General features: G+C 57.5%; 11 protein-coding genes. 3 read left to right on the forward strand and 8 right to left on the reverse strand.

Features of this window, described 5'->3' with window-relative positions; genetic code table 11:
* From R3F64_RS16625 to R3F64_RS16660, 8 genes are all read right to left on the reverse strand, one after another.
* On the reverse strand, positions 1–2,843 hold a 2,843-nt coding region (locus R3F64_RS16625), incomplete at its 3' end, for a retention module-containing protein (RefSeq protein WP_332612662.1).
* A gap of 237 nt (positions 2,844–3,080) precedes the next feature.
* Positions 3,081–3,728, reverse strand: a complete 648-nt coding sequence (locus R3F64_RS16630) for a response regulator transcription factor (protein ID WP_085920467.1) — start codon at positions 3,726–3,728, stop codon at positions 3,081–3,083.
* Positions 3,728–5,155: an HlyD family type I secretion periplasmic adaptor subunit gene (locus R3F64_RS16635; protein ID WP_199284917.1), complete on the reverse strand. Its 1,428-nt coding sequence runs from the start codon at positions 5,153–5,155 to the stop codon at positions 3,728–3,730. Before R3F64_RS16635 ends, R3F64_RS16630 begins: the two co-directional genes overlap by 1 nt.
* Positions 5,155–7,323, reverse strand: a complete 2,169-nt coding sequence (locus tag R3F64_RS16640; protein ID WP_199284916.1) for a type I secretion system permease/ATPase — start codon at positions 7,321–7,323, stop codon at positions 5,155–5,157. Before R3F64_RS16640 ends, R3F64_RS16635 begins: the two co-directional genes overlap by 1 nt.
* A gap of 119 nt (positions 7,324–7,442) precedes the next feature.
* Positions 7,443–7,772, reverse strand: coding sequence for an SPOR domain-containing protein (locus R3F64_RS16645; RefSeq protein WP_199284915.1), 330 nt, complete (start codon positions 7,770–7,772; stop codon positions 7,443–7,445).
* The gene (locus tag R3F64_RS16650; protein ID WP_199284914.1) at positions 7,765–9,291 is read right to left on the reverse strand and encodes a TolC family outer membrane protein; all 1,527 of its coding nucleotides are present in this window, start codon (positions 9,289–9,291) and stop codon (positions 7,765–7,767) included. The genes R3F64_RS16645 and R3F64_RS16650 overlap by 8 nt, the downstream gene beginning before the upstream one ends.
* A gap of 398 nt (positions 9,292–9,689) precedes the next feature.
* Positions 9,690–10,559 (reverse strand): DMT family transporter, encoded by an 870-nt coding sequence (locus R3F64_RS16655; RefSeq protein WP_085919784.1) that lies wholly within the window; start codon positions 10,557–10,559, stop codon positions 9,690–9,692.
* A complete protein-coding gene (locus R3F64_RS16660; RefSeq protein ID WP_085919785.1) occupies positions 10,556–10,825 on the reverse strand; it encodes a SelT/SelW/SelH family protein in 270 nt (89 codons plus the stop codon). The genes R3F64_RS16655 and R3F64_RS16660 overlap by 4 nt, the downstream gene beginning before the upstream one ends.
* Positions 10,826–11,034: 209 nt before the next feature.
* Between R3F64_RS16660 and R3F64_RS16665 the strand changes: the two genes are divergently transcribed.
* From R3F64_RS16665 to R3F64_RS16675, 3 genes are all read left to right on the forward strand, one after another.
* Positions 11,035–12,348, forward strand: coding sequence for an MFS transporter (locus tag R3F64_RS16665; RefSeq protein WP_199284913.1), 1,314 nt, complete (start codon positions 11,035–11,037; stop codon positions 12,346–12,348).
* Positions 12,349–12,482: 134 nt separating this feature from the next.
* A complete protein-coding gene (locus R3F64_RS16670; RefSeq protein WP_199284912.1) occupies positions 12,483–12,929 on the forward strand; it encodes a PAS domain S-box protein in 447 nt (148 codons plus the stop codon).
* 140 nt (positions 12,930–13,069) lie between these two features.
* Complete coding sequence (locus R3F64_RS16675; RefSeq protein ID WP_085919788.1) at positions 13,070–13,285, forward strand: PA3496 family putative envelope integrity protein; 216 nt, start codon at positions 13,070–13,072, stop codon at positions 13,283–13,285.
* Positions 13,286–13,422 lie beyond the last annotated feature (137 nt).

Here is a 13,422-nt window from a genome sequence, read left to right on the forward strand (position 1 = left end):
GTGAGGTCTTCACCCACGGTGCCTTCGTAACTTTGGTCACCAATGGTCAGCGTAACGGTGTCACCTTCGGCGGCATCGCCGGTGACGCTACCGGTGATCGCAATGGTCTGACCCGCTTCGGTTTCGTTGACGGTGTTGTCGTCAGTCACCGGGTCAATGCTGATCGTGGCACTGGCTTCGGTATCGACGCTGTAGTCGCGGGTGTTATCAGCACTAAATTCGTTACCGGCTTCATCGGTGCCAGTGACGTTGGCTGCAATCGTATCGTTGGCGGCCAGCACCTCACCGTCCACGTCGATGCTGTAGGTGAGGTCTTCACCCACGGTGCCTTCGTAACTTTGGTCACCGATGGTCAGGGTAACGGTGTCGCCTTCGGCGGCATCGCCGGTCACGCTACCGGTAATCGCAATGGTCTGACCCGCTTCGGTTTCGTTGACGGTGTTGTCGTCAGTCACCGGGTCAATGGTGATACTGGCCTCAGCGGCGGTATCGACCATATACTCGCGGGCGTTATCGGCGCTGAATTCGTTGCCTGCCTCGTCAGTACCAGACACATTAGCTCGAACGTTGTCATTCAATGCCAGAACATCACCATCTACCGCAATGGCGTAGTTGCCGTCGGCGTCCACCTGGCCGGTATACTCACTCTGACCGATGTTCAGCGTAACGGTGTCACCTTCGGCGGCATCACCTGAGACGCTACCGGTGATGGTGACTTGGTTGCCTTCTTCCGCTTCTTCACCGTTGACCACATCGTCACCGGTGATGGCGTCGATAGTAATGCCGGCTTCAGCGGTGGTATCTACCGCGTATTCGCGGGTGTTATCAGCACTAAATTCGTTACCGGCTTCATCGGTGCCAGTGACGTTGGCTGCAATCGTATCGTTGGCGGCCAGCACCTCACCGTCCACGTCGATGCTGTAGGTGAGGTCTTCACCCACGGTGCCTTCGTAGCTTTGGTCACCGATGGTCAGGGTAACGGTGTCGCCTTCGGCGGCATCGCCGGTGACGCTACCGGTGATCGCAATGGTCTGACCCGCTTCGGTTTCGTTGACGGTGTTGTCGTCAGTCACCGGGTCAATGCTGATCGTGGCACTGGCTTCGGTATCGACGCTGTAGTCGCGGTTAGTATCCGCACTGAAGGCGTTGCCCGCTTCGTCGGTGCCAGTGACGTTGGCGCCGATGGTGTCATTGGCGGCCAGCACCTCACCGTCCACGTCGATGCTGTAGGTGAGGTCTTCACCCACGGTGCCTTCGTAACTTTGGTCACCGATGGTCAGGGTAACGGTGTCACCTTCGGCGGCATCACCTGAGACGCTACCGGTGATGGTGACTTGGTTGCCTTCTTCCGCTTCTTCACCGTTGACCACGTCGTCACCAGTGATGGCATCAATAGTAATGCCCGCTTCGGCGGTGGTATCCACCGCGTACTCGCGGCTGGCATCAGCACTAAATTCGTTACCGGCTTCATCGGTGCCAGTGACGTTGGCGCCGATGGTGTTATTGGCTGCCAGCACGTCGCCATCGACGTTGATCGAGTAGTTGCCATCCGCATCGACCTGGCCGGTGTATTCGCTCTCACCGATGGTCAGCGTAACGGTGTCGCCTTCGGCGGCATCGCCAGTCACGCTACCGGTGATCGCAATGGTCTGACCGGCTTCGGTCTCGTTGACGGTATTGTCATCGGTCACCGGATCAATGGTGATACCCGCTTCGGCGGTGGTGTCCACCGCGTACTCGCGGATGGTATCCGCACTAAATTCGTTACCCGCTTCGTCGGAACCACTGACATTGGCTTCAATGGTGTCGTTGTCGGCAAGGACATCGCCATCTACATCAATGCTGTAGTTCCCATCAGCATCGACCTGGCCGGTGTATTCATTCTCGCCGATGGTAAGCGTAACCGTGTCACCTTCTGCGGCATCGCCGGTCACACTACCGGTGATCGCAATGGCCTGCCCCGATTCAGTTTCGTTGACAGTGTTGTCATCAGTGACCGGATCAATGGTAATGCCCGCTTCAGCGGTGGTATCAACCGCATACTCGCGGTCAGTATCAGCGCTAAATTCGTTGCCTGCATCATCAGTGCCGGTAACGTTGCCACTTACCGTATCGTTGGCGGCAAGCACGTCGCCGTCGACATCGATAGCAAAATTGCCATCGGCATCGACCAGGCCACTATAGGTTTGATCACCGATGGTGAGTGTGACCGTGTCGCCTTCACCCGCATCGCCGGTGACGCTACCGGTCAGCGTAACGATTTGACCCGCTTCAGTTTCATTAACAGTATCGTCGCCCGCAATGGGGTTTAAAATAATACCTGCAATGGCGTCGGTATCTTCGACCGCTGCATCGTCTTCGACAGGAGCTTCGGCAAACTCAACCGCAGGCGGGCCACCATCCACACCACCTGCATACTCAAACTGCAAACCTTGAACAGACTCTTCGATGCGCGCGAGCTGGACGAAGTCGGCGCCACCGCCGCCGCCACCACCGGCAGCACCACCGCCTGCGGCGGTTGCTTCAAGGAGTTCAAGGATGTCGCCGTCTTCTTCTTCCAGTGCGGAGAGGAGCGCTTCTACCTCTCCGTCCTGGGCGACGGTTTCTTCTTCGGTAGGTGCATTCTCGGCATCCACGTCATTGGTGATCGCGACTTCTTCGTTGCCGCCGATCAGCGTCGGAGGCAGACCGTCGTCAAAATCAAGTTGCACACTGCCATTGGTAGAGGTGACGAGCGTTTCACCTTCCTGAAGAACATCACCAACAGCCAGTTCGCGCAGGTTACCGTCAGGATCGCGTGCCCAGGCCTGACCAGTAATGGTAACAACGGTTGCAATGCTCATAGGAGTCATCCTCTAACAACAGAAATAAGGTTTTATATTGATAGTCACACTAGGCCAGACTGGGAAAGCTTAGTATTGGACCGTGGTACAGGATGGGGGACTATTTCGGTAGGTACTTCATACGTACTGGGGGGCTTTAAATCGCCCCAGCGGCATAGAAAAGGGCTAGATAGCTGGGCGTCAAGGCTGACAGATTGCTATCCACCAAAGAGGTTATAGCCGCTTGCTACTGGCTGACTACTTTGAGGTGGAGTAACTGAGGACCTCGTTTGCCTTTGCTGATGCGCCTTTCCCGGTCAGCTTGATGATCAGTTGTAACCGGTCATGGATATCGAGCTTGGCAAAGATAGCGGTCAAGTGAGCTTTGACGGTTCTTTCCGTTATATCGAGTTCTCGGGCCACGACTTTATTGCTGGCTCCCTTGGCCACTGCCAACGCTACTTCGCGCTCACGTTGAGTCAGTACTTCCAACACCGATGATTGAACCTGTTCGTCTCCCTTGAGTAGCCGCCAGGTGCTGCCCATGACTTGCGCCATCAGTTCGGCCGGTACCCAGATCCCCTGGTTCATTACCACCGTGGCGATTTGCTTTAGCGAATCGGCGGGACTCAGCGCGTGGGCGTAGCCTCTTGCGCCTTGTTGAAGCGCCTCCATCGCCGCGCCGTTTTCCGGCATCATCGACAGCACTACAACGGTGGCACGCTGAGACAGGCGGCGCACGAGAGAAGACTCTTCATTGCCATGCTCTTCTTTTAATAACCACACCAGGGTGTCAGCATCCGCCCGCGCCTCGGCCTGCTCAACAGTAACGCACTCAGCCTCGGCAAAGGCGGCTTGCCAGCGGGGCATCAACGCCTGGTCTTGTGTGACAAAAAGGTGGTTCATCAGCGTTCCCCTAATGAATTATTCCACGCACGCAGGACAGGTTTCAGGAGAAACTCCATCACCGTACGCTTGCCGGTCATGATATCCACCTGGGCCGTCATGCCGGGAATGATGTCCATGTCTTCGTTATTGATCTCACCCTGTTCGGTACGTACCTTTACGCGATAAAAGGTGTTGTCATCGTCATCGGTAATCGTGTCAGCACTGATGTTTTCGAGCTCGGCCTTTAAACCGCCATACTGGGAATAGTCGTAGGCCGTCAGTTTGACGGTTGCCTCCTGCCCAGGGGTGAGGAAAGCGATGTCCTGGGGTGCAATGCGCGCTTCGACCAATAGCCGGTCATCGGTAGGAATAATATCGACGACTTCCTGCCCGGCTTGAGCAACGCCACCGATGGTCGTGATGTGCAGGGTTTGCACGACCCCTTTCACTGGCGAGCGAATATCGGCAAGCTGCACGCGATTCTCCAGGCCCGAACTGCCTTCATCCAACGCGGCAATTTCACTCAGCGTATCGGACAGGTCGTTGCGCCACTGGCTACGCCGTTCAGCGCCCAGTTCACGCAACTGCGACTCACTTTCCTCAACGGCGGCTTCGAGCCGCTCAATGGCGGCATTGGCCTGATCGCGCTCGCCGCGGTTACGGGAAACTTCGCGCTCCAGACGCAGCACTTCGACTTCCGATACGGCGCCGGAGGATAGCAGAGGCCGCGTGAGCTGAAGCTCCTCACTGGCCATTTGCAACTCCCGGCTGGCGGTATCGCGCCGTAGTTTTGCCTCGCGCAGCTCGGCTTCACGTTGGCGGATGCGGTCGCGAATAACGGCTTCCTGCTGGCGTAATTCGTATAGGCTACTTTGATAGGCTTCACGCTCTTGCGAAACGGCGAGTGGCGCTTTTTCCAGCAGCTCCTCGCCTGGCGAGAAGTCAGTGTCCGTCACCAGGGCACGCAGCCGCTCGGCTCGGGCTTTTAGCGCCTGGGCCTGCACCCGGTTCTCACGAAAATCGGAGACAAAGCGAGTGGGGTCGATGCGCATGATGACCTCGCCCGCTTCGACCATCTCGCCTTCCTGGACAAGGATTTCCTCGACCACGCCGCCGTCAAATGACTGGACGCGCTGCAGCTGTTGGGCGGGAATGACGCGGCCCTGGCCACGGGTGACTTCGTCAATTTCCGCAAAAGAAGCCCAGACAAGCAGCGCGATGATGGCCAGCACGATGCCGTAGAGAAATCCGCGTGCGCGGAGGGGGTCCTGTTGCATGCGCGCCCAGTCGGCATCACTGGCCCAGTCCCGATTTATATGGGCTGACGTGACACGCTTGGAAAACAACCGGTCCATGAACGGGCGAAAGGGTTTGCCGCCCTTCTCACTGAACCGGCCCAGCGCTTCAAAGCCCTGCTGTTCGGCGGATTTACGTTTTTTCGCCATTAGCTCGCCCTCCCGACCTGGCCTTTACGCAAGGCTTCGACGACTTGCTCGCGCGGGCCATCGGCAACCACTTTGCCCGCGTCCATCACGATAATGCGGTCGACAAGCGAGAGCAGCGAGGTGCGGTGGGTAACGATCACCATGGTTTTTTCTTGACTGAAACGCGTCAGGTTTTTCTTCAGCACCTCTTCGCTGGCGTGGTCCATCGCGCTGGTGGGTTCGTCGAGCAGCAGCACGCTCGGACTGTTCACCAGCGCACGCGCAATGGCGACCGATTGACGCTGACCACCGGAGAGCATATTGCCGCCCTCGCCGACCGGCAGATCAAGCCCGTGAGGATGTGACTTGACCAGTGACTCAAGGCCGCTCAATCGGACAGCCTCGAGCAGTGCCTCGTCATCAACGCCCTCGCTGCCTGCTCCGGCGACGATGTTCTCGCGCAGGGTACCGAAAAACAGCGCGATATCCTGGGGCACGTAGCCGATGTGCCGCCGCAGCTGCATGGGGTCGAACTGGCGTATGTCGACATCATCCAGGAAGATGGCACCGCCAGTGGGCTGGTAAAGCGCCAGCAACAGCTTGCTGAGGGTTGATTTGCCCGAACCGATACGACCGATCAGGGCGACCTTCTCACCCGGCTTGAGCCGGAAACTCACGTCGTTGAGCGCGCTACGCTCTGCCTCCGGGTAGCTCAGGCTGACGCCGTCGAATTTGATATCGCCCTGCACCACGGGACGGTTGATATAGGCCTTTCCCTCAACGCGCTCGGTAGGCTTGTCCATCACCTCGTTGAGTGACTCGAGCGCCGTGGATGATTGGTGGTATTGGGCCATCAACCCCGCCGCCTGACTGATTGGCGCCATTGCCCGGGAAGATAGCAGGTAAGCGGCGATCAGCCCGCCCTGGGTCAAATCACCTTCGATGATCATGTAGACACCGATAATGATGATCGCCACCGCCACCGTATGCTGTGTCCATAGCGCCACACTGGTGACGGACGAGCTGACCAGGCGCAACTGGGCCGCCGTACGGGAAAGAAACGCCGACGCCCTTTCCCACATGCCCTGTAAACGGCTTTCGCTGCGCAGCGCCTTGACGGTTTCCAGGTTGCCGACGGACTCCACCAGGGTGGCATTGCGCTGGGCGCCGATGCGCCAGGTGGTTTCAGAGAGCTCGTGCAGCTTACTCTGCGCGGCCAGTGCATAAAGGAAAACGAACACCGCGCCGACCACAATGGGAATCACCAGCGGCACCCCAATCAGCGCGATAATCGAGGCAAACAGAATGACAAAAGGCAGATCCACGAGCGCCACGATGGTGGCAGAGCCGATAAACGCCCGCACGGATTCAAAGGATTGCAGCGTGGCGGTAAAGGAGCCTGTTGACGCTGGCTTGGATTCCATGCGCATGCCGAGCACCCGTGACATGATGCTTGAGGTCAGTTTCACATCGGCACGGCTGGCGGCCAGGTCGACAAAGGCATTGCGCATCAGGCGTAGCGCCAGGTCGAAACACAGCACGATAAAGATGCCGACGGCCAGCACCCAGAGCGTCTCGGTGGCCGCGTTGGGGACTACCCGGTCGTAAACGTTCATCACGAACAGGGGCATGGCCACAGCAAACAGGTTGATCACCGCCGAGCCGATCAATACATCGCGGTAAAGCTTGCGGTTTTCGCGGATAACGCCCCAGAACCAGTGCCGCGAGCGCTGCTTCTTGACCTCGGGGCCACGCGCATCAAAGCGGAACTTGGGCCTGACATAGGCCGACTGGCCGCTGTAGGCGTCCTGAAGGCCGACCAGGCTGACAATGGAGCTTGCCTCGCCCAGCTCGGGGAAAATGACTTCCGCCTGGCCATTTTTAATGTCCAGGTTGAGCAGCACACAGGCGCGCCCCGATTCCAGGAGCAGAATCGCTGGAAACAGGGCGGGGTTCAGCTGCGACAGGCGTGATTTGACCAGCCGAGCCGTCAGGTCAGCGCGCGCCGCTGCACGCCCCAACACGCCGGGCGTCAGCCTGCCTTCCTCTAGTGGGAGACCGGCAGTCAGCGCTTCTCGTGTGGCATCGTGGTGATGAATGGATGCCACAGCGATCAAGCATTCAAGAAGCTCATCTGTATCGGTTCGAGTAGATGGTTCGTCTGATGCTACGTCTTTTTCGTTAGACACACATACCCCAAATCATAAATGCGACCTGCTTAGATTAGTGCGCCCAGCGATGCTGTCTCGCGTTCTTGTGTAACGAAAACTGAAAGAACGCGAAACAACCTACAGCGCCATCCTCTTACTTAACTGCTGACAGGAAACGCTTCATCATACCCCATATCGCTCAACTGGCGGCGAAAGCCTGATACTGCATCAGGGGTGGTGCCTACCTGAACACGGTAAAGACCACCACCGTCAACCACGCGAGTTGGCATGTTCAACTGACCTTCAAGTTCTCTTTGCAGCTCAGCGGCCGATGACTGGCTGCTGAGGGCCGCTACCTGAAGAAATGAGTTTGCATTCGCAGGGGTGGTGTCAACGATCTCGTCCGAGAACGCTGAAGGACGCTCCGAGGGATTGCCCGAAACGTCAGCGACCGAAAGCGAATCAATGGCGCGATCCCCATCAAACATCAAACGAGCGCACTGTACTGACACCCGAAGACGGATCATTACCGGTACTACCTACCAGATCCTCCAGCGTATAGTTGGCAGGCGCTTGAGTCGGGCAGATAGCCTCGGCGTCAATCTGGACGCCATCGCTATCCAGGTCTGAAAGGCTCGGCATGTCGGCGCGTGATACATCCAGGGTGCGCATCAGGTGCCCCATTGAAGCCAGCGTCTCGGCGTCGGCAATGGCAACATCATACTGAGCGTTCACGTAGGCTCGGCTGGCTTCGAAGAACTCGTTTTCGCTGTCCAACACGTCGAGCAGGGTGCGCTCGCCGATATCGAACTGCTGCTGATAAGCGCCGCGAACCCGGTCAATGGACTGGCGATGCTGATTCAGGTACTGCATCTGCTCGCGCAACCGCTGGGTGTCCCCGTAGGCGATCTGGGTCGTTTGACGAACGTTGCGGCAAGCCAGCTCGCGATTTTCAACGGCTTCCTCGATGCGTTCACTCGCTGCCCGGAATGAGGCCAGATCCGAGCCACCCCGATAAAGGTTCATGCTGGCTACCAGCTCGATGCTGCTCTGGTCACGACGACCGATTGCCGCAGAATCATCGTTGTTGCTGCCGGTGCGTCCTACGATATCCAACCGCGGATGAAAGCCGGCTTCTGCAATGTCCTGCTCCGCCCGCGACGCCGCAATGTCTTCAATGGCGGCATGGAAGTCGGGGTTGCCTTCAAAGGCAAGGTTGACCGCCTCTTGCACCGAGCTGGGTAGCTCGTCTTCTAATGCCGGCGTGGGGGCCAGGTTTTCTACCGGCAGGTCGCCGACGATGCGGTTATAGCGCGCCGAGACATCATGCAGATTTGAGGCTTCAGTCAGCAGGTTGGATTCGGCCAGCGCGACACGACCGGTAATCTGCTCAAGATCAACACCGCGGCCTGCGCCGGACAGCGCACGCTCTTCGATCTGATCGTAGACCCGCATGTGCTGGCGGTAATTATCCTGAGCCAGGCGCACCAGCTCACGATAGCGCAGCACATCAGCGTAAGCCCTGGTCGCTTCCAGAGCGACGTTTTCACTGGCGCCCAATAGCTCGTAGTAACGTACCAGTTCTGCCCGGTCCAGTTGCTCTACCCGTCCGGCCGTCGCAAAACCGTCGTAGACCATTTGGGTCAACTCGAGCTGCACGTAATCAGTGTCATAACTACCGCGGCCATCACCTTCGACGGACTCGCGGCCTACGCCAGCAGTGGCATCCACGCTTGGCAGGTAACCGCCCCAGGCCTCATCCCGGTCGTAACCCGCCGCATTGAAGGCGCGGAACGCCGCGTTGACTTCGGGATTCTGGGTGATCGCCTGCTGGACAGTCTCTTGCAGATTGGATGAACCCGGAATGGCCATATCGGATGGAAGCGATTGTGCCATCGCCTGACCGAGCGGAAGGAGTGTCAGGCTGGTGCCGAAAGCGGCCGCCTGAATGATACGTGCCAAGCCAAACCGTTGGTAAAGCCCGTTGGTGTAGCTGAGTTTTTTCATCTGTGGTCCCCTCATGGAATATGAGACAGCGACTGCAGCAAAACCACCGCAATCACCGATAGCAATCGATACGTTATTTTTTTATCGCGGGACTCTCCTAACACTCGTTATGTTCAGGTGGCGCATCCATTCCCGGTTTCCATACCCTGGTGGTGCTAAGCTCTAGAGCCTTGCGTGTCCACGTTACTCGTCATAAGAGCTTAAGCACCCTGATGATGTATTTGCTCTTTATAGCTTATAACACATAGGTTACGTCAGAAATATTAATGTAAATTATCGTAAAACAAAATTACATTACTTACAAAACCTAATGCAATAAATTTCTTATTAAGTAGACAGGAATATGTAAACCAAAAGCCAAAGCATTGGTTTACAAGACTGATAAAAAAGGCTTAACCCTATGATCTACGCGTTTGTTGCCAGCCTAACCCTGCCAGAATAAGCACCAGGCCCACCAAGGTTGAAGGATAAATCGACTCACCAACGACTACAAACAGTAACAAAAGCGAGACAGGCGGGGAAAGAAATATCAGGTTTGAGACCTTGGCGGTGCGTGACACCTTGTGAACCGCAAGCTGCCACAAAATAAATGCGATACCCATCTCAAACAGACCGACATAAATACCGGCCACCAACGCCGAACCGCCATGCCACTGAAACCCTGGCCCCCATACCAGCAATAGCGTCAATACCGGCAACCCGACGGTGAAGTTTTGCCACTGCCCCACCAACGGCTGGCGTTTATCGCGGGCATTGAGCAGCCAGTAAAGCGCCCACAGCAGCGTGGATGCTAGCGCAAAGGCGACGCCAAGCGGGTCGGCAAAGTGGACATCGAACACATTGCCACGGGTGGCGATCACCCAGACGCCTGCGTAGGCGACCAGTCCGGCGGTGACATCCTTGACGGTCAGGCGGTGCCCCAACAGCGGTACCGCCAGAAACGCCATGGCCAACGCCCAGGTGTAATTGAGCGCCATGGCTTCCTGGCCGGGCAGTCGATCATAAGCGGCAAACAGCACCAGGTAATAAGCGACCGGGTTCATCAACCCGGCCCAGGCAGCGGTTTTCCAACCGGTGTTGAGCGCTATTCTGGCGTTACCCTGGTACACCACCAGTACGCCCATCAGCAGCCAGGAAACCAACGCCGCCAGCCACATCAGTTCCAGGGGCGACATCCAGGCCAAGGCAACCTTGAAGGCGGTGGCGACGGTGGACCAGAGGGCAACTGCCCCCAACCCATAGAGAATTGCTTGGCGGTCCTGATTCATCGGTCGGTATGGCCCAGGTCACGGGCGGGTTCGACGTGGTCTCGCACCCGCTGCTTGAGGGTTTTGATATCCGGGAAACCGTCATCACGTTTGCGCTCCCACAGCAGTACGCCGTCGCACCATATTTCGAAGGTGCCGCCGTGACTGGGGCAAAGCGCTACTTCTTGCAACGTTTCGCCAAAGGTGGAAAGCAGCTCCTGCGCATACCACCCGCTGCGTAGCAGCCATTGGCATTGCGTGCAATAGCGGATTTGAATACGCGACATCCTTGAGCTCCTTGGCGACACTCGCCATTATCCATGAGTACTATTAATAAACTGCGTAATAATCTGCGGGCATTAACTAATCTGCAGGCGTTAACCACCGCGTATAGTGAGCACCTGTACTAGACAGGGGTATTGCCCAGCAAGAGTGTACTGAATAACACGGCTCGTCAAAACGAGCCGCCCGGGACGACGACTGCCAAGGAGCCTAGATGGCTAGACATGACCTCTCAGAATCGCGCATTTACGAGTGGCTGACCGGCGACGAGGACAGCCGGATGTGCGATGACATTCCCGATAGCGCCTGCCATGAGCAACCGCGTAACTTCATGCTGCATTTATGGGCATCACTCGGCAATAAGCTGGCGGATGAGCTATCCAGTGCACGACTGGTATTGCCCTGGCTAATGGGCATCATCGGTGCGCCGGTATGGATGGTCGGGCTATTGGTGCCTATTCGTGAGTCCGGGGCACTGTTGCCGCAGATTTTTGTGGCCGGTTTCATTCGCCTCAAGCCGCAACGCAAATGGGTGTGGGTGGCCGGTGCTGCCTTGCAGGCGCTGGCGGCAGTCGTGCTGGCAGCGTTGGCGTTGTGGAGCAGTGGCAGCCTGGGAGGCAGCCTGGTCTTGATGGCACTGGTCATGCTGTCGCTGGCCCGGGGCCTTTCGTCCATCGCCACCAAGGATGTCATGGGCAAGACCATTGCCAAACGCCGCCGTGGCACCCTGATGGGCTGGAGTGGCAGTGTTGCCGGGGCAGCCACTCTGGCAGCCGGGGGCGTATTGATGCTTCTGGATGACTCCCTGGGCAAGGTGACACTTGCGGCGCTGCTAGGCATTGCGGCTTTTGGCTGGGCCGTCAACGGGATCTGCGCCGCCCGTATCGAGGAAACGCCGGGCGCTGTTGAAGGTGGCGAAAATGCCTGGGATAGCATCATACAGGGACTTACGTTACTCAAGCAAGACCGCACGTTTTTACACTTCAACCTGTGCCGGGCGTTGCTGCTTTCCAGCGCCCTGGCCCTTCCCTATCTGGCGCTGCTGGGTCAACAACAAAGCGGCAGCGAGCTAAGCAGCCTGGGGCTTCTGGTTGTGGTATCCGGCCTGGCCGCCATGGTGGCAAGCCCCGTGTGGGGCAAGCGGGCCGACCACTCCAGTCGAGGCGTCATGCGAGATGCCGCGATCGGGACAACCTTATGCTGTTTGCTGGGCGCAGGCATTGCGTGGCTGCCGACCGTCGTTTCCGAGCGTATATGGCCCTACGCACTGGTCTATGCGGCGCTGGTGATTGTTCATCATGGGGTGCGTCTGGGTCGCAAAACCTACCTGGTCGACATGGCAAGCCAGGATAACCGCGCCCTTTATGTGGCACTCTCGAACACCCTGACGGGGGTACTGATGCTGCTGGTGGGCGGGGTGGTCGGCCTGTTGGCCCAGTGGCTGGGCAGTAGCGCCTTGCTGCTCGTTTTGTCCGCCACCGCCCTGGCGGCGATGTTCAGTGCCCTGCGATTACCGCAGGTTGAGTGACGTTCAGGATTGCAAAGCAGGGCAACGCTCGCCATGATGGTAAGTCGGTGGCAGCCGTTATGCGGCCTTTTGCTATCATAAAAATTACGTGACAATACGCCACGATAGGTTTGGAGCTGCAACAGGACCCCTTGATGAAACGATCTCCCATGATCAGCCCCGCGTTGCTCGAACGCATGGTTGACGCCTCCGAAGACGGCATTGTGGTTGCTGAACAGGAAGGTGACGAAAACATCCTGATTTATGTCAACAAAGGCTTTGAGCGCCTCACTGGTTACAGCGCCGATGAAATTTTATATCGGGACTGCCGTTTTTTGCAGAATGAGGATCGCGATCAAGATCCTCTCAACGCGATTCGTGAGGCGCTGAATGCAGGCAAGCCTTCGCGGGAGGTGCTGCGCAACTATCGTAAAGACGGCACCATGTTCTGGAATGAGCTGTCGATCACGCCGGTTTTCGACGAAGCCGATAACCTGATGTACTACATCGGCGTACAGAAAGATGTGACCGAACGTGTGGAAGCGCAACAGGCACTCGCCGCACTCCATGCCAAGCAGGCAGATACAAAAACAGAAAAATAAAACGACAAGGCTTGATCTTCAACGTAACCGGCGTTATATAGCGGCAAGGCGCTTGCTGAAGCGCTTGGCGCTTTCTGTTGCTCTGCCAACCAGAAAGCCATAATGACGCCGGCACGCCGGCTTGGGTTGGAGGGCCAGTCATGAGCCGTAATCCCTTGAGTCGTGAAACTTTCTCTCCTGAAGACGGTGAAGCGGATGAGTTCGATTCCTCTGACGCCGTCAATGACGAACACTACAGCCGTTCTCGGCCGAGCAACAAAGCCGATAGCCTGCGCGCCAGACGCCAGGTTGAGGCCTGGCTTGAAGAACGCCGCCTCAAACGCGCGATCGATGACGGCTGGGACGAAGAAGAGTAATGATGCAGAGTCATCAGGAACATTCCTGATGCCTTCCCCGCTGCGACATCAGGTACCAACCTGACCGCACCTGGACGGTCAGCCTTCCTTGGCTGGCCTTTCGTCACGTGGGGCTCTATCATCTGCCTATCGCTCAG

Source organism: Halomonas sp. 5021, assembly GCF_036663435.1.
Taxonomy (GTDB): Bacteria; Pseudomonadota; Gammaproteobacteria; order Pseudomonadales; family Halomonadaceae; genus Vreelandella; species Vreelandella janggokensis.

Bases quoted from the DNA above. Each gene is read 5' to 3' on its own strand.
- R3F64_RS16630 (WP_085920467.1), bottom strand. From the start codon at position 3,728: ATGAACCACCTTTTTGTCACACAAGACCAGGCGTTGATGCCCCGCTGG.
- R3F64_RS16635 (WP_199284917.1), bottom strand. From the start codon at position 5,155: ATGGCGAAAAAACGTAAATCCGCCGAACAGCAGGGCTTTGAAGCGCTG.
- R3F64_RS16645 (WP_199284915.1), bottom strand. From the start codon at position 7,772: ATGTTTGATGGGGATCGCGCCATTGATTCGCTTTCGGTCGCTGACGTT.
- R3F64_RS16650 (WP_199284914.1), bottom strand. From the start codon at position 9,291: ATGAAAAAACTCAGCTACACCAACGGGCTTTACCAACGGTTTGGCTTG.
- R3F64_RS16655 (WP_085919784.1), bottom strand. From the start codon at position 10,559: ATGAATCAGGACCGCCAAGCAATTCTCTATGGGTTGGGGGCAGTTGCC.
- R3F64_RS16660 (WP_085919785.1), bottom strand. From the start codon at position 10,825: ATGTCGCGTATTCAAATCCGCTATTGCACGCAATGCCAATGGCTGCTA.
- R3F64_RS16665 (WP_199284913.1), top strand. From the start codon at position 11,035: ATGGCTAGACATGACCTCTCAGAATCGCGCATTTACGAGTGGCTGACC.
- R3F64_RS16670 (WP_199284912.1), top strand. From the start codon at position 12,483: ATGAAACGATCTCCCATGATCAGCCCCGCGTTGCTCGAACGCATGGTT.
- R3F64_RS16675 (WP_085919788.1), top strand. From the start codon at position 13,070: ATGAGCCGTAATCCCTTGAGTCGTGAAACTTTCTCTCCTGAAGACGGT.